This window comes from Streptomyces sp. NPDC046203 (assembly GCF_040646255.1).
In the GTDB taxonomy this organism is placed as follows: Bacteria; Actinomycetota; Actinomycetes; order Streptomycetales; family Streptomycetaceae; genus Streptomyces.
This window is the reverse complement of sequence record NZ_JBEYZX010000018.1, coordinates 41634-59530: the sequence shown is the minus strand read 5'-3', so window position 1 is coordinate 59530 and position 17897 is coordinate 41634. Positions and strand designations below refer to the sequence as shown.

4 protein-coding genes are annotated in these 17897 nt (G+C 73.9%); all 4 read right to left on the bottom strand.

The genetic code is table 11. From position 1 onward, the window contains the following. Nucleotides 1–23: 23 nt before the first annotated feature. The 4 genes from ABZ990_RS16225 to ABZ990_RS16210 all read right to left on the bottom strand — a co-directional run bounded on the left by ABZ990_RS16225 (nt 24) and on the right by ABZ990_RS16210 (nt 17723). Nucleotides 24–770 carry an alpha/beta fold hydrolase gene (locus tag ABZ990_RS16225; protein ID WP_361231285.1) on the bottom strand — a complete coding sequence of 249 codons (747 nt, stop codon included), beginning with the start codon at nt 768–770 and terminating at the stop codon, nt 24–26. Next, on the bottom strand, nt 767–1717 hold the full coding sequence (locus ABZ990_RS16220) for a TauD/TfdA family dioxygenase (RefSeq protein ID WP_361231283.1): 951 nt from the start codon (nt 1715–1717) through the stop codon (nt 767–769). Before ABZ990_RS16220 ends, ABZ990_RS16225 begins: the two co-directional genes overlap by 4 nt. A 158-nt stretch (nt 1718–1875) precedes the next feature. Continuing rightward, nucleotides 1876–12621: an amino acid adenylation domain-containing protein gene (locus ABZ990_RS16215; protein ID WP_361231281.1), complete on the bottom strand. Its 10746-nt coding sequence runs from the start codon at nt 12619–12621 to the stop codon at nt 1876–1878. After that, complete coding sequence (locus ABZ990_RS16210) at nt 12618–17723, bottom strand: amino acid adenylation domain-containing protein (RefSeq protein WP_361231279.1); 5106 nt, start codon at nt 17721–17723, stop codon at nt 12618–12620. The genes ABZ990_RS16215 and ABZ990_RS16210 overlap by 4 nt, the downstream gene beginning before the upstream one ends. Nucleotides 17724–17897 lie beyond the last annotated feature (174 nt).

Genomic DNA, 17897 nt, shown 5'->3' with positions numbered 1-17897 from the left:
TGCTCCTTGGGGTGTGGTGCGGGTCAGCGGGCGGCCGGGGCGGGCATGAGCGTGTCGGTGAGCAGGTCCATCAGGCGTTCGGGGGCGCTCTCCAGGTAGAAGTGGCCGCCGGGCAGTTCGCGCAGCTCGAAGCGGCCGGTGGTGTAGCCCGCCCAGGCGGCGGAGTCGGCGGCCGTGCAGGCGGTGTCGTACGCGCCGGCGATCGCGGTGATCGGGCACAGCAGCGGGGCGCCGGGCCGGTGGGTGTAGGTGTCGATGAGATGGAAGTCGGCGCGCAGCGTGAACAGCGCGATGTCGCGCAGTTCCTCGTGGGCGACGAGCCGGCCCGCGGCGCCGCCGAGCGAGGTGACGTAGCGGAGCATGCCCTCGTCGCCTCGGTACTCCGGGGCCGGCGGTACGCAGTCGCCGGGCGCCTTGCGGGCCGAGGCGAACAAGTGGACGAGGGCGGGCCGCAGTTCGCGCGGCAGCGCGCGGGCCACCTCGTAGGCGACGGTGCCGCCCATGCTGTGTCCGAAGAAGGCCACCGGGCGGTCCAGGAGGGGACCGATCTCCGCGGCGAGGTCCCGGACCAGGGTGTCCATGTCGGGCGACGGGTCCGCCATGATGCGGTCCTGCCGGCCCGGGTACTGGACGGCGGTCACCTCGATCGACGACGGCAGCAGCTCGGCCCAGCCCCGGAAGGCGCTGGCGGCGCCGCCGGCGTGCGGGAAGCAGATCAGCCGCAGCTCCGCCGAGGGGCGCGGGAGGAAGGTACGGAACCAGGCGCTCACGCGGTCACCTGACCCGGGGCGTACGGCTCGGCCATCGCGACGGCGATCCGGCGCGGCCCGGTGAAGGGCTCCCGGCCGTGCGCGGCGAGCATGTTGTCGACGACGAGGATGTCGTCGAAGCGGTAGTCGAAGCGGGTGGAGGCGGCCCGGTAGCAGTCCCGCAGGTGGGCGGTGACCTCGTCCGGGATGACCCCGCCGTCGCCGTAGAAGGTGTCGCTCGGCAGGTCGTCCTCGCCGAACAGCTCCAGCAGGCCCTCGCGGACGTCGGGGGCCAGCGTGGTGTTGTGGAAGAAGGTGATGTGGTTGAACCAGACCCGCTCACCGGTGACGGGGTGGACGTGCACGGGCCGGCGGATGCCCCGGGTGCGCAGGCCGCCGTCCTCGGTCCACTCGAACTCCAGCTCCTTGGTACGGCAGTTGGCCTCGACCTCGGTGCGGTCCTCGGTGTTGAAGACCTGCCGCCAGTCGACGCCGAAGCCCTCGTGGAAGTTGCGGACGGCCATCCAGCCGCGGACCTCGAACTCCTCCACGACGGCCGGATCGATCCGGGCCAGCACCTCGCGGGTGTCGGCCAGCGGGGTCGCGCCGAGCGTCTCGGCCTCGCGCACGCAGTGGAAGTAGAGCGTCCGCGGCCAGGCGGCCTGGTACGAGTTCTCGGTGTGCAGGAAGATCTCCTCGGCCGGCGGATAGTCCGTCGAGGTGTAGACGTTGCCCTTGATGGTGGAGCGGGGCGAGGAGCGCTCGGAGTACTTCAGCGGTTCGCCGGACAGGGCCCGTACGACGTCGGCGAAGCCGTCCACCCCGCCGACCTCGAAGCCGCGCAGCAGCAGGGCGCCGTGCTGGTGGAGCTTCTCCCGCAGGTGGGCGGACTCCTTGCCGATCAGCTCGATGATGCCGGGGCTGCCGCTGTCGCTCTCCACCGTGAAGGCAAGTGTCTGCGCGGTCATCTTTCTCTCCCTGTCTCGACCGGGTCGGGCGCCGGCGCGGGAACACGAAGAACCCCCGGCCGGATCAGTCTCCGGCCGGGGGCTATACATCTTCGATACCGCTTCTGCGCGGGCCTTCACCCGGGGCCCTCACCCGGGCCCTCACCGCGGTTCGCCGGTCAGCGGTCGATGCCCACCGCCTTCAGGACGAGCTCGCTGAACTCGCCGTTGGTCAGCACGACGGCGCCGCCGCCGTGGTGCAGCCGGTTCATGGAGATGGCCTGGTAGCCGCCGGGCGACCCGCCGTGGCCGTACTCCACCTCCGCTCCGCCGGCGTCGACGATGGTGCCGAGGCCGTAGAAGCTGTCGCTGTGCGGGGTGAGCATCTGGCGCGCGCTCTCCTTCGACAGCAGGGCCAGCGGACGGCCCAAGTAGGAGCGGCGCAGCTCCAGTTCGAACCGGGCCATGTCGGCCGCGGTGCTCCACAGTCCGGCCGCGGCAAGCTCTGGCTGAATCAGCCAGCCGCCCTCGAGGGTGCGGCCGTGCTCGTCGTGGCCGAGGGCCACGGGCCGTCCGGCGTACGACGGGAAGGACTGGTCGAAGCTGCTGCCCGCCATGCCGAGGGGGTCGAAGACCAGGCGCCGGGTCAGCGCCTCGAACGACTCGCCGGTGACATCGGTCAGGAGCCGCTCCAGGACCGAGTAGTGGGCGTTGGACTTGTGGAACGTCTCCCCGGCGGGCCGCTCCGGCATGACGCCCTCGCGCAGCAGGTCGGCGAGGTCCGGCACCGGCTGTCCCCGCCGGATCCCGTGGCGGGGGGTCTCGGCGAGTCCGCCGAGGTGACTGAGGAGATGACGGGCGGTCACCGGCCGCTCGCCGGCGGGCAGCCGCCAGTCGCGCAGATACGTGTCGGCGTCCGCGTCCAGGTCCAGCACGCCCTGGTCGACCAGGCGCAGGACGGCGAAGGCCGTCACGTGCTTGCCCCAGGAGCCGGTCTGGAAGAGCGTGTCGGGCGTGACGGGCTCGTCGGAGTCCGCCGCGAGGGTGCCGATGCTCTCCAGGGCGACCAGTTCGCCGCCCTCGATCACGGCAAGGCTCGCGCCCGGCACCCCGCTCGCGGCAAGGGCCTCCCGTACCGCCTCCGGGTCGAACACCCGGCCGCTGTCCCGCTCCGGGGCCGCCGGCCGGGACAGCGTCTCGGCCCGCGCGGCCTCGGCCGCGGCCGTGACCACCGCCGCGTCCACGGCCGCCGCCAGGGCGGCCAGGGTGTCGTGCTGGTAGAGCAGGAACAACGAGATCTCCAGCCCCGCCCGGCGGCCGGCCGCGATCACCCGGATCACCAGGATCGAGTCGCCGCCGAGCCGGAAGAAGCCGTCCTCGCGGCCGATCCGCGCGATGCCGAGCGTCTGCGACCAGATGGCCGCGATCCGCCGCTCGGTGTCGGTGGCGGGCTCGGTGTACGGGCGGTCCCCGCCGGCCGACCACTCGGCGGGCTCCGGGAGCGCCTTGCGGTCCACCTTGCCGTTGGGGGTCAGCGGCAGCGCGGGCAGCGTCACATAGCCCGCCGGGATCATCGCCTCGGGCAGCGCCTGGGCAAGGCGCTCGCGCAGCTCGGCCGGGTCCGGGGCGGTGCCGTCGGCGGTCACCACGTAGCCGATGAGCTGGTCGTGGCCGAGCGGGCCCGGCAGGACCGCGACCGCCGCGTCCGCGACGGTGTCCAGGGCGGTCAGCGCGGCCTCGATCTCGCCGAGTTCGATCCGCACGCCGCGCACCTTGACCTGGTGGTCGACCCGGCCGAGGAACTCGATGCTGCCGTCCTCGTTCCACGCGGCCACGTCGCCGGTGCGGTACAGCCGGGAGCCGGCCGGGCCGAACGGGTCGGGCAGGAACCGCTCGGCGGTCAGCGCCTGGCGGCCGCCGTAGCCGCGCGAGACCCCGGTGCCGCCGGCGTACAGCTCGCCGGGCACGCCCACCGGGACCGGGGACATCGCCGCGTCCAGTATGTACAGGCGGGTGTTGCGCACCGGCCGGCCTATGGTGACCCGCGCCTCGCCGACCGGGTCGCCGGCCCGCACCACGGCGTGCGTGATGTCGTCCGAGCACTCGGTCGGACCGTAGGCGTTGACCATCGGGATGTCCGGGAAGCGGGCGAACCAGCGCCGGCACAGGTCCGGCGGCAGCGCCTCGCCCGTGACCACCATCCGCCGCAGATCGGGCAGGGCGAGGGCGATCAGGCCCGCGTCCCAGGCGTCGAGCGCGGCGCGCAGCAGCGACGGCACGACCTCCAGGATGGTGATCCGCTCGTCGGCGGTCCGGCCGAACAGGGCCGCCGGGTCCACGGCCGCCGTCTCGTCGACGACGCGCACCCGGCCGCCGACGACGAAGGCGACGAGCATCTGCCACACCGAGATGTCGAAGGACATCGAAGCGTTCTGCACGACCGAGTCGGCCTCGGTGAGCTGAAGGTCCTCGGCCTTCGCGAGCAGATGGTTGGCCATGCCACGCCGGGTGACGTGCACGCCCTTGGGCTTGCCGGTCGAGCCGGAGGTGTAGATGACGTACGCGAGGTGGTCGGGGTCCGCGACCGGCGCCGGTGTGGTGGCCGGGTGGTGCGCCCAGGTCGCCGGCCGGTTCAGCCGGACGGCCGTCATGTCCAGGCCGTCCAGGGCCAGTTCGGTGAGCAGCACGGCGGCGTTCGCGTCCTCGGCCATGTACGCCAGCCGCTCCGCCGGCAGCGCCGGGTCGAGCGGCAGCCAGGCGCCGCCCGCCTTGAGCACCGCGAGGGCGGCGAGGACGGTGGCCGGGGAGCGCCGGGCGTGGATCGCCACGACGGTGTCCGGGCCGACCCCGAGCGAACGCAGGTGGTGCGCGAGCCGGTTGGCCTGGGCGGTGACCTCGGCGTACGAGAGTTCCACGTCGTCGGCGGTGAGCGCGGTGCGGCCCGGGTCCTGGGCCGCGTACCGGTCCAGTTCCTCCTCGACCGCCACCCAGGCGGGCTCGCGGCCGGTCTCGGTGAAGGAGCGCAGCCGCTCCTCCTCCGCCTCGCCCAGGTAGGTCAGGCGCGGGTCGCCGTCCGGCGAGGCCGCCATGGCGGCGAGGACCGCGCGGTACATCCGGGCCAGCCGCTCGCCGTTCGCGCGGCTCAGGAACCGCGAGTCGGCGGTGAGGTTGAGGCCCCGGCCGCCGGTGGCGACGGTGAGCGCGAACTCGGTGGTCGTCTCGCCGACGCTCGATCCGGCGTCGATCCGGTCGCTGTCGAACAGCCGCAGGTCGTGGTAGTTGAACAGGACGTCGATCTGCCGCTGTGCGCCGGGGGCCTCCCGCTGGATGGCGGCCATCGGGTAGCGGCGGTGACCCCACAGGCCGACCTCGCGGGCGAAGACCCGCTGCACCAGCTCGTCCCAGGTACGGGCCGAGCGGTCGTACGCGAAGGGCAGCGTGTTGAGGTACATGCCCAGCACCCGGTCGGCGCCCAGGAGTTCGGGCCGCGCGTCGACGACGAGGCCGGTGTGGAAGGCCTCCTCCTCGGTGAGCTGGCTCATCACCTTGAGGTGGGCGGCCAGCAGCACGCTCTTGACGGAGACCCGGGAGCGCGAGGCGAAGGCGCGCAGCGGCTCCTCCAGGTCGGTCAGGTCGACCGGCACCACATGGGTGCGGCGCTCGCCGGACTCGCCCCAGCCGGCCGGGATCCGCAGCGGCGCGTAGCCGTGCGTGACGCCCTTCCAGTACGCGCTGTCCACGCCCTCGGAGAGCGAGGCCAGCTCGCCGGCGACGAAGTCCGCGTAGCGGATCGGGGGCGCCTGGTAGGCCGAGTCCTCCGCGTGGCCGTCCCGGATCTCCCGGTAGCGGTCGACCAGTTCGGTGACCAGGGCGAACTGGCCCCAGCCCTGGGTGATCGCGTGCGGCTGGCTGAAGGTGACCCGCCAGGCGGCGTCGCTCTCCAGGTGCACCGCGACCCGCAGCAGCGGCGCCCGCGCCGGGTCGAAGCCGTCGGCCCGCTCGGCGGCGAGGAAGGCGGCGAGCGCCGCCTCCCGCCCGGCCTCGTCCTGTCCGCGCAGGTCGTGCACGCCGACGGGGATGCCGACGGTCTCGTGCACCAGCTGCATCGGCTGGGAGAAGCCGGTCAGGTCGAAGGAGGTCCGCAGCACGTCGTGGCGGGCGGTGACGTCCGCGACGGCGGCGCGCAGCGCGGCCTCGTCGAAGGGCTTGTCGTCGGTGACGCGGATGGAGACGCACTGGTGGTACGTGGAACCGCTGAGGTCGGCGAGCATCTCCACCAGCATGCCGAGCTGGAGCTGGGACGCCGGGTAGGCGTCGGCGACGCCGGTGGGCACCCGTTCCCGGTCGTCCGCCCCGAGCAGGGCGAACGGGGCCACGGCGGTGATGCCGTCGGTCAGCGCCGGGCGGCTCGCGGCGGCCTCGGTGAGACCCGCGACGGTGCGCCGCTCGAAGACGTCGCGGACCGCGATGTCGTATCCGGCGGCGCGCAGGGCGCCGACCAGGTTGACGGCCCGCAGCGAGTCGCCGCCGAGGTCGAAGAAGGCGTCCTGGACGCCGACCCGGTCGGCGCCGAGGACCTCGGCCCACACCGCGGCCATCCGCTCCTCGGCCGGGGTGCGGGGGGCCGTGTAGTCGCCGGCCGTCATCGCGTCGCTCTCGGGCGCGGGCAGCGCCTTGCGGTCGATCTTGCCGGCGGCGTTCAGCGGCAGCGCGTCGAGCACGACGTAACCGGAGGGCAGCATCGCCTCGGGCAGCAGACCGGCCAGCCGCCGGCGCAGCCCGCCGGGTTCGACGTTCTCGCCGGCCGCCGGGACGACGTAGGCGATCAGGCGCTTGTCGCCGGGGGTGTCCCCGCGGACGGTGACGGCGGTGTGCGCGACGCCCGGCAGGGTCGTCAGCGCGGCCTCGATCTCGCCGGGCTCGATGCGCACGCCGCGGATCTTCACCTGGTTATCGGCGCGGCCGATGTACAGCAGGGTGCCGTCGGCGCGCATCCGGACGATGTCGCCGGTGCGGTACATCCGGGCGCCGGGCACGGCCGAGAACGGGTCGGGGCCGAAGAACTCGGCGGTCCGCGCGGGCAGGTTACGGTAGCCGCGGGCCAGTCCGTCGCCGCCGATGTACAGCTCGCCGGGGACGCCGGCGGGCACCGGGCGCAGCCGCGCGTCCAGGACGTACACGGTGTTGTTGGCGATCGGGCGGCCGATGGAGATCCGGCTCGCGTCCTCGGTCACCTCCCAGCTGGTCGACCAGATGGTCGTCTCGGTGGGTCCGTAGACGTTGACCAGCCGGTCCACCCGGGAGCGCAGTTCGGCGGCGAGTTCGGCGGGCAGCGCCTCGCCGCCGGTGAGGGCGGTGACGGCGGACCGCTCGAAGCCCGAGCGCAGCAGCAGGTTCCAGCCCGAGGGCGTGGCCTGGACGTGGGTGATGCCGTGCCGCTCGACAAGGCGGGCGAGGGCGGAGCCGTCCTTGGTGTCCAGGCTGTCGGCGAGCACCAGGCGTCCGCCGGTGACCAGCGGCAGGAAGAGTTCCAGACCCGAGATGTCGAAGGAGACGGAGGTCAGCGAGAGCCAGGTGTCGGCGCCGGTGGAGCCGAGCTGTTCGGCCATCGCCTGGAGCAGGTTGGCGAGGGCGGCGTGGGCGATGCCGACGCCCTTGGGGCGGCCGGTGGAACCCGAGGTGTAGAGGGTGTACGCGAGGTGGCCGGACTCGGCGCGGCCGCGCTCCGTGGCGGGGGCGTTCGCGGCTTCGGCCGCGCTGTCGGTGTCGTTGGCGTTCGCCTCGGTCAGCAGGCACGGGCCGTCGTGCACCCCGTCGAGGAGCACGGCGAGCGCCGGTTCGGTGACCACCGGCCCCGCGCCCGCGTCGGACAGCACGTAGCCGATCCGGTCGGCGGGGAAGGCCGGGTCGAGCGGCACGTACGAGGCGCCGGTGCGCCAGGTGCCGAGCATCGCCGCGACCAGCTCCGGGGTGCGGTCGAGCAGCAGCCCGACCACCGACTCGGGGCCGGCGCCCAGGGCGCTCAGCCGCCGCGCGTAGTGCTCGGCGTGGCCGAGCAGCCAGCCGTACGAATACTCCCGGCCGCCCCACAGCAGGGCGACGGCGTCCGGGGCTCGCTCGGCCCGCTCGGCGAACAGGTCGTAGGCGGTGGCCGGGCCGCGGGCCACGGTGGTGTCGTTGACGCCGGTCAGCAGGTGGCCGCGCTCCTCCTCGGAGAGCAGGTCGATCGTGGCGTCGCCGTCCGGGTCGGTGGCCATGGCTTCCAGGACCTTGCGGTACATGGCCACAAGGCGTTCGGCGTTCGCCTGGTTCACCGAGTGCGACTCGCAGGTGACGATGATGTGGCCGACGCGGGAGGAGACGGTCAGCGGGAACTCGGACGGGCTGTCGTCGATGCCGCCCTCGTGGTCCACCAGACCGGCGTCCACCTGCCGGAAGTCCTGGTAGTTGAAGTACACGTCGAGCAGCCGGCGCGAGCCGCCCCACTCCCGCTGGATGGCGGCCATCGGGTAGCGGCGGTGGCCCCAGAGGCCGACCTCGCGGGCGAAGACCTGCCGGACCAGCTCGTCCCAGGTACGGGCGGAGCCGTCGTGGGCGAGCGGCAGGGTGTTGAGGTACATGCCCAGCACCCGGTCGGCGCCCAGGAGTTCGGGCCGGGCGTCGCAGACGAGGCCGGTGTGGAAGGCCTCCTCACGGGTGAGCCGGCTCATCACGGCCAGGTGGGCCGCGACCATCACGCTCTTCAGCGAGGTCCCGGCGCGGGCGGCGAGCGAGCGCAGCCCCTGCTCCAGGTCGGTCCAGACGATGGCCGCCTGCACGGTCTCGCGGGGCGTCTCGGGGCTGTCGCCCCAGCCCTCGGGCAGCCGCAGCGGGGCGTGCTCGGTGACGACCGACTGCCAGTACGCGCGGTCCTCCGCCGAGTCCACGGCGCGCAGTTCACCGGCGATGAAGTCGGCGAAGCGCACACGGGGGGCGTCGAAGGGCTCCGGCTCCACGCCGTCGCGGACCGCCTGGTAGACCTCGATCAGCTCCATGAGCAGCGAGTGGTGGCCCCAGCCCTCCAGGATCGGGTGGCATTCGGTGACCGAGATCCACCAGCCGGTGCCGTCGTCCGTGAGGTGGGCGTGGAAGCGCATCAGGCCGGGCACGGCGAGGTCGAAGACCCGGGCCCGCTCCTCGATGGTGAAGGCGCGCAGCGCGCGGTCGACTTCGGCGGCGTCCAGCCCGCCGAGATCCTGCCAGCCGAGCGGCATCTCGGCCTCGGCGTGCACGAGTTGCATGGGCCGGGAGTAGCCGGTCAGGGCGATCGAGGTGCGCAGCACCTCGTGGCGGGCGGTCACGATCCGGCCGGCCTCGTCGAAGGCCGCCGGGTCGAAGGGCCGTTCGTCACGGATCTTGAAGGTGGAGACGTTGTGGTAGAGGTTGCGGCTGGTGTCGGCGAGCATCTCGACGACCATGCCGAGCTGCATCTGGGACAGCGGGTAGGCGTCGGTGACCCCGGCCGGGACGGCCGCCCGGTCCGCGTCGTCGATCAGCGCGAACGGCTCGACGGTCTCGGTGCCGGCGGCGAGCGCGGGCTTCCCGGTGATCGACTCGCACAGCTGGGCGACCGTACGGAAGTCGAAGACGTCGCGCACCGACACGTCGTACCCGGCCTCGCGCAGGGCGCCGACCAGGGCGATCGCCCGGATCGAGTCGCCGCCGAGGTCGAAGAAGGAGTCCTCGACACCGACCCGGTCCACGCCGAGCACCTCGGTCCACACCGCGACGACCCGCTCCTCGACCGGGGTACGCGGCGCGACGTAGGCGCCCGCGCCGCGCAGCGACGTGGTGTCGGGGGCCGGCAGCGCCCGGTGGTCGAGCTTGCCGTTGACGGTGAGCGGGATGCGGTCGAGGGCGACGAACGCGGCGGGCAGCATGTACTCGGGCAGCGTCCGCCGCAGCAGGGTGCGCAGGTCGCCCGGCTCCGGGAGGCTGCCGGGGGCCTGCTCGACGAGGTAGCCGACGAGCTGCCGCTCGCCCGAGTCGGTGCGGACCTGGACGACGGCCTCGCCGACGCCGGGGTGTTCGAGGAGGGCGTGGGCGATCTCGCCGAGTTCCACGCGGTAGCCGCGGATCTTGACCTGGTTGTCGATGCGGCCGATGAACTCCAGGCTCCCGTCGGGGAGTCGGCGCGCGGCGTCGCCGCTGCGGTACAGCCGGGCGCCGGGCGGGCCGAACGGGTCGGGGACGAACCGCTCGGCCGTCAGCTCCGGTCGGCCCAGATAGCCTCGGGCGACTCCGGGGCCGCCGACGTGGATCTCACCGGGGACGCCGATCGGTGCCGGGTTGCCCGAGGCGTCCAGCAGATACACCGAAAGGTCGCTGAGCGGATGGCCCACCCGGTTGCCCGCGAGCGGCTCAAAGTCGGCCTCCCCGATCAGGTAGTAGGTGGTGTGCACGGTGGTCTCGGTGATGCCGTACATGTTGACCAGGGCGGGCCCTTCGGGGCCGACCCGGTCCAGCCACGGCCGCAGCTCCGGGACTTCCAGCTTCTCGCCGGCGAACACCACCGCGCGCAGCGACAGTTCGTCGATCCTCGGATCGCCGGAGCCGGCCGCAGCGATCAGCGAGCGGAACGCGGTCGGCGTCTGGGAGAGCACCGTCGCCCGCTCCGTGACCAGCAGGTCGAGGAAGTCGGAGGGCGAGCGGGTGACGTCCTGGCCGACGACGACGAGCCGGCCGCCGTGGAGCAGGGCGCCCCACATCTCGAACACGGAGACGTCGAAGGCGTAGCTGTGGAACATCGTCCACACGTCGTCGGCGGTGAAGTCGTAGTGCTCGTGGGCGGTGGTGAGCAGGCGCAGGACGTTGCCGTGCTCCAGGACGACGCCCTTGGGGCGGCCGGTGGAGCCCGAGGTGTAGATGACGTAGATGGTGGCGTCGGGTCCGGCCAGGGGCTCGGGGTTCGTGGCGGGGCGGGCCTCGACGAGGTGGGCGTCGCGGTCCACGAACAGGGTCTCGACGCCCCTGGCGTCGGCGAGCGCCGGGGCGGTCTTCTCCTGGCCGATGACGATCCGGGCGCCGGCGTCGGCCATGACGTAGGCGAGCCGGTCGGCCGGGTTGGCCGGGTCGAGCGGCAGATAGCCGGCGCCGGACTTGAGGATGCCGAGGAGGGCGGGCATCAGCTCGGGGCCGCGCTCCAGGCAGAGGCCGACGAGCTGTTCGGGCCCGGCGCCCATGGCGCGCAGCTGGTGGGCGATCCGGTTGGCGCGCTCGTTGAGCTCGCGGTAGGTGAGGTGGACGGAGCCCGCCGTCACGGCGATCGCGTCGGGGGTGGCGGCGGCCCGCTCCTCGAAGACCTGGTGCACACAGCGGTCGACCGGGACACCGGGCTTGCGGCCGCTCAAGGAGCCGGTGGCGACGGCGAGTTCGGCGTCGCCGAGCAGACGCAGCCGGGAGACCGGCAGCACCGGGTCGGCAGTGGCCGCGCCCAGCAGGTTCATCAGGTGTCCGGCCATCCGCTCCGCGGTGGCCCGGTCGAACAGGGCGGTGGCGTAGTTGAGGGCGCCGCCCAGCGCTCCGTCGGCACCCTCCTCGATCTGGAGGGTGAGCTCGTACTTGGCGACGCGGTCCTGGCGGGCGTACTGCTCGACGGTCAGGCCGGGCAGGGCGAGCGCGTCGAGACGCCGCTCGTGCATCGTGAAGGCGACCTGGTGCAGCGGGGTGCGCGACATGTCGCGCTCCGGCTGGAGTTCGTCCACGAGCCGGGCGAAGGGCACGGCCTGGTGGTCGAAGGCGTCGAGCACGGCGGTGCGGGTCCGGTCGAGTAGTTCGCCGAAGCCCGGATCGTCGGCCCAACTGGCGTGCATGACCAGGGTGTTGATGCCGTAGCCGATGAGCTTCTGGAGCTCGGGCCGGACGCGGCCGGAGACCACGGTGCCGACGGAGACGTCGGTCTGTCCGGTGTAGCGGGCCATCAGCACCTGGAAGGCGGTGAGCAGCACGGCGAAGGGGGTGGTGCCGCGGGCCGCCGCCAGCTCGCGGACCTTGCCGGCCAGCCCCTCGGGGAAGGTGACGGGCACGTCCGCGCCGGTGGTGTCGCGGACCGCGGGCCGGGGCCGGTCGGTGGGCACCTCCACCGGCAGGGCGCCGGTCAGCCGCTCCCGCCAGTGCGCGAGGTGGCGCTCCAGGAGGGGGCCGGACAGCTGCTCGCGCTGCCAGGCCGCGTAGTCGGCGTACTGCACGTCGAGCGGGGCGAGCGGGGTCGCGTCCCCGGTGAGGTGACGCGTGTAGAGGGTGCCGATCTCGCCGGCGAAGACCCGGGTCGACCAGGCGTCGCAGGCGATGTGGTGGAAGACCACCGCGAACAGGTGCTCGTCGTCGGCGATCCGGATCAGCCGGGCCCGGGCGGGCCACTGGGCGGCCAGGTCGAAGGGGGTGGTCAGCTCGCGCTCGACGAGCGCGGCGGCCAGCGTCTCGCGCTCGGCGGCCGGCTCGCCGGTCAGATCGTCGAGCGGCAGTGGGACGAGGGCCGGCGGGTCGACGAGCTGGACCGGGTCGACGCCCGCGAGGGCGTAGCGGGTGCGCAGGATCTCGTGCCGGTCGGTGACCGCCTGCCAGGCGGCGGCCAGGGCCTCGGGGTCGAGGGTGCCCCGCAGCCGCAGCACCATCGGGACCAGGTACTCGGCGCTGTCCGGCGCCAGCCGGCTGAGGAACCACATCTGCTGCTGTCCGGCGGACAGCGGGAGCGGCGCGGAGCGGTCGGCGCGCGGGATGCCGGCGGCCGGGGCGGCACCCTCGGGGCGCGGGGCCCCGCCTCGCGGGCCGCGGCGGCCCGCGAGGCGGCGGCGCAGCAGCTCGGCGCGCAGCTCGTCGGAGGACGGGGACCGGTCGGCGCGCGGGGCTCCGGCCGTTTGCGTGGGAGTCGTTTCCTGAATGCTCATGCTCGCTGCTCCTCCAACAGCTCGGCGTCCGACAGCTGCTCGATCTCGGCGCGGATACGGGACTCGACGGCGTTCGCCAGGCCGGCGACGGTCGGGTGCTCGAAGACCTCGCGGACCGGCAGCGCGATCTCGAACTCGGACTGGATGGCCGCGATCAGACGGATCGCGAGGATCGAGTTGCCGCCGGCCATGAAGAAGTTCTCGCGTACGCCGATCCGGCGGCCGAGCAGCTCGGCCCAGATCTCCGCGATGCGCTCCTCCAGCGGGCCGGCCGGCTCGTCCTCGGCGGCCTGGGCCGCCGAGGGGACCGGGTCGGGCAGGGCCGCCCGGTCGAGCTTGCCGTTGGCGTTCAGCGGTATGGCGGCGAGCGCCGTGAACGAGGACGGGACCAGGTAGTCCGGCAGCGACTCGGCACAGTACGCGGCCAGTTCACCGCCGTCCGCCGGGTTGCCGGCCGGGACGAAGTAGCCGGCCAGCCGGACCGTTCCGGCGTCGTCGGTACGGGCGATCACCACGGCCTCGCGGATGCCCGGGTGGTCGGCGAGGACGGCCTGCGCCTCGCCCGGCTCGACCCGGTAGCCGCGGATCTTGACCTGGTGGTCGGTACGGCCCAGGAACTCGACGTGTCCGCCGGGGAGCCAGCGCGCCAGGTCGCCGGTGCGGTAGAGCCGCGCCCCGGCCGCCCCGAAGGGGTCCGGCACGAACTTCTCGGCGGTCGGTGCGGGGGCCTCGGCGTAGCCCCGGGCCACGCCCGTTCCGCCGACGTACAACTCGCCGGTCGAGCCGGTCGGCACCGGCCGCATCGCCTCGTCCAGGACGTACATCGCCATCCCGGGCAGCGGGGCGCCGATCGGGACCACCGGCGGCAGCTCGCCCTCGGGCACCGGGTGGACACAGGTGCCGACGGATGCCTCGGTCGGACCGTACTCGTTGATCAGCCGCTCCGCGCCGAGCCGCTCGGCCCACTCGCGGGCCAGCGGCCCCGGCAGCGCCTCGCCGGCGACGACGATCACTCCGGCCAGCGCGGCCGACTGCCCGGGCGTCAGCTGCCCGGTCAGGATGTCCAGGTGTCCGGGGGTCAGCTTCAGGAAGCTGTACGGGCCCGAGGCCAGCAGCCGCTCCCCCAGCTCGGTGAGGTCGGTGTCCTGCGGGATCATCACCACGCGCTGCCCGGCGAGCAGCGGCGCCCAGACGTTGGGCACGGCCAGGTCGAAGGCGGTGGAGGAGAAGACGGCGCTGCCTCCGGTGCCCCGTGCGACCAGCTCGTCCACGGCCCAGCGCAGATGGTTCGCCAGGCCCCGATGGGGCACGGCGACGCCCTTGGGACGGCCGGTGGAGCCCGAGGTGTAGATCAGGTACGCGAGCCGGTCGAGGTCGGCGGGGACCCCCGGCGCGGTGGCCGGCAGCGCGGCGAGGGCCGTCTCGGCGCCGTCCGCGTCGGTGAGGACCAGGCCGCCCTGGTATCCGGCGAACCGGTCCGCGTAGCCGGTGGTGGTCACGACGAGGGAGGCGCTCGCGCCGGCCGCCATCGTGGAGACCCGCTCGGCCGGCCAGGCCGGATCCATCGGGATGTAGGCGCCGCCGGCCTTCCAGACGGCCAGCAGGGTGGCGGTCAGCTCCGCGCCCCGGTCGAGCAGCACGCCGACCCGCGACTCCGGGCCGATGCCGAGCCCGGCCAGGTGGTGGGCGAGACGGTTGGCGCGGGCGTCGAGCTCCGCGTACGTGACCTGGCGGCCGGCCTCCTCGACGGCGACCGCGCCGGGCGTCCGTACCGCCTGCGCGGCGAAGATCTCGTGGACGGCGTCGGTGACGGGCTCGGCCGGGGCCGTCGCCCACGCGGAGGTGAGCCGCACCCGCTCGGTGGCGGGCAGCAGGTCACACTCGCCGAGGACGGTCTCGGGGTCGGCGGCGACGGCGGCCAGCAGCCGCTGAAAGCGTCCGGCGAGCCGCTCGATGGTGGCCGTGTCGTACAGCGCGGTCGCGAACTCCAGGCTCGCGAACATCGTGCCGTCGTCGTGGCGGCGCATGTACAGCGTCAGGTCGGTGTGGGCGATCCCCCACATCTCCTGGAGGGTACGGATGTCCTCGTCGCCCTCGACGGCGCCGTTGAACGACTCGTCGTGCAGGTCGAAGGCCACCTGGTAGAGCGGTGTACGGGACAGGTCCCGCTCCGGCGCCAGCTCCTCGACCAGCCGCTCGAACGGCAGGTCCTGGTGGGCGAAGGCGTCCCGGGTGGTCCGCTTGACGCGCTCCAGCGCCTCGCGGAAGGTCAGCTTCGCGTCCAGGCCGCAGCGCAGCACCAGGCTGTTGAGGAAGAAGCCGACGACGTTCTCGGTCTCGGCGCGCTCGCGCCCGGCGACCGGGGTGCCCACCGGCACGTCCCACTGTCCGGTGTGGGCGGCGAGCAGCGTGGCGTACGCGGTCAGCAGCGTGGTGAACGGCGTCGCGCCGTGGCCTCGGCCCAGGGCGGTCAGACGGGTGACGACCTCCTCCGGGACCGTGAAGTGCACGACCGAGCCGCGTCCGTCGCGGACGGCGGCGCGCGGCCGGTCGGCCGGCAGCTCCACCGGTGTGGAGCCGGCCAGCACACCTCGCCAGTGGGCGAGTTCCCCGGCGATGACCTCGTCCGTCAGCCGGGCCCGCTGCCAGGCCGCGTAGTCGGCGTAGTCGATGGACCGGGCAGGCAGGTCCGGCTCGGCGCGGGCGTCCCGGTAGGCGGCGATGAACTGGTGGAACTCGCGCTCCAGGACGTTCGAGGACCAGCCGTCGGTGGTGATGTGGTGCATCGCCACCGTGACGACGTGGTCGCCGCCGCGCAGCCGGACCAGGGCGGCGCGCAGCAGCGGGCCGTTCTCCAGATCGAAGCCCCGGCCGAACTCCTCCTTGAGGATCGCGGTGAACTCCTCGCGATCCGCGTGCAGATGGCGCAGCTCGACGCGGTGCGGGGCGGCGATGTACTGCACGGACTCGCCCTCGACCACCGCGTACCGGGTGCGCAGCGCCTCGTGCCGCTCCACCAGGGCGTTCAGGGCCCGCTGGACATGGGCGACATGGGTGCCGTCGGGCACCTTGAGGAGCATGCCGGCCACCCACTCGGGGCTCTGGGGGTTCATCCGGTCCAGGAACCACAGCCGGCGCTGGCCGAAGGAGAGCGGCAGCGGGCGGCCGTCGCGCGGGACGGCGGGGATGGCCGGCTCGTCGGCTTCGGGGGTCGCGGGGGTCGCCGCCGTCTTGGCGGTCCCGGCGGGCTCCGGCACCTGTCCCGACTCCGGCACCGGCACCGGCTCCGGGGCGATCAGGCGGGCCTGCGCCTCGACGGTGGTCGCGGCGAACAGTCCGCGCAGCTGGACCTTGCGGCCCGACAGGGCGCGCAGCCGGCCGGCCAGCCGGGCCAGCTGGAGGGAGGTGCCGCCGAGGGCGAAGAAGTCGTCGTCGAGGCAGACCCGCTCGGTCTTCAGCAGCTCCCGCCACGCGGCGGCGACCTGCCGCTCGGCCTCGGTGCGCGGCTCGCGTCCCTCGGGCCGGTCCTCGGCGCCGCCCTGCTCGGGGGCGGGCAGCGCGGCGCGGTCGACCTTGCCGTTGACGGTCAGCGGGAAGGCGTCCAGGCGCAGGAAGACGGCCGGTATGTGGGTGTCGGGAAGCCGCTCCTGGAGGAAGCCGCGCAGGCCCGCCAGGATCTCGTCCGACGGTGCGAGGACGTACGCGGCGAGCCGCTTGCCCCCGTCGGGTCCGGCGAAGGCGGTGACGACGGCGCCCTGGATCCGGGGGTGGGCGCTGAGCGCGCTCTCCACCTCGCCCGGCTCGATCCGGACACCGTTGATCTTGACCTGGTGGTCGATGCGGCCGAGGTACTCCAGTGCCCCGTCCTCGCGCAGGCGTACCTGGTCGCCCGTGCGGTAGAGCCGGGAGCCGTCCTCGGCGAGCGGGTCCGGCACGAAGCGCTCGGCGGTCTGCGCGGGGCTGCCGAGGTAGCCGCGGGCCACGCCCACGCCGCCCGCGTACAGTTCGCCCGCCTGGCCGGCCCGGACCGGCCGGCCGTCGGCGTCCGCGATCATCACACGCATGCCGCCGATGGGGCGGCCGATGGGTACGGGGCCGGAGTGCTGGGCGGGCTCGAAGCGGTGCGCGGTCACGTCGATCGCGCACTCGGTGGGTCCGTAGGTGTTCCAGATCTCGAAGCTGCCGTCGGCGGCCCGGTCGCCGAGCCGGCGCAGCACCCGCTGCGCGAGTTCGGCCTGCAGGGGCTCACCCGCCGAGAACAGCAGCCGCAGCGCCCCGCAGCGCTCCCAGCCCCGTTCCTCGGCGAGGAGCCGCAGGACGGAGGGAACCACCTGGAGCACCGTCACCCGGTGCTCGGCGACGACCTCCAGCAGGGTCGCGGGGTCGCGCTCGGCGCCCGCCGGGGCGAGGACCAGGGTGCCGCCGCTGACCAGGGGCGCGAAGACCTCCCAGACATGGGCGTCGAAGGTGACGGCGGTCTTGTGCAGGACGCGGTCGGCCGGCGCGAGGCCGTGGGTGCCGGTCGCCCAGGCGATGCGATTGGCGATGCCCTCGTGGCTGACCACGACGCCCTTGGGGGTGCCGGTGGAGCCGGAGGTGAAGATGACGTACGCGATGTCGAGCGGGCCCGCCTCGGCGAGCGGACCGGCCGGCAGCACCTGGGGCTCCTCGGTCGGCAGCGCGCCGGCGGTGGACAGGAGCAGCGGCTCCGCGCCCGAACCGGCCGCGACGTGCGCCCAGTCGGACTCGGTGACGACGAACCCGGCCCCGACCGCTTTCAGCATCCGCGAGGAGCGCGCGGCGGGCTGCTCGGGGTCCAGCGGCAGATAGCCGGCCCCGGCCCGCCACACGGCAAGCAGCGTGGACACCAGTTCGATGGAACGGGGCAGGCAGACGCCGACCACGGCACCCGGGCCCACGCCCATGCCGCGGAGCCGGCGGGCCAGCAGCCCGGCCCGGGCGTCGAGTTCGGCGTAGCTGATCTCCCGCGCGCCCTCGACGACGGCGATGGCATCCGGAGTCGCCGCTGCGCGGCCGGCTACGAGTTCGTGAGCCAGCAGCGGCTCGCTGAGGGAGGCGCCCGTACGCGACTCGGGATTCATGTCTCTGAAGCTCCTCGTTGGTGATCGGCGTGATCGGCGTGGTCGGAATGGTCGAGGGGGCGAGGGGGCGAGGGGGATCGGGACCGGGACCGGGTGGGGCCGGGTGCCGGGAGGTGGTAAGGCGGGGCCGGGGCCGGGTGGGGGCGGGGGCCGGGTGGGGGCGGGGGCCGGGTG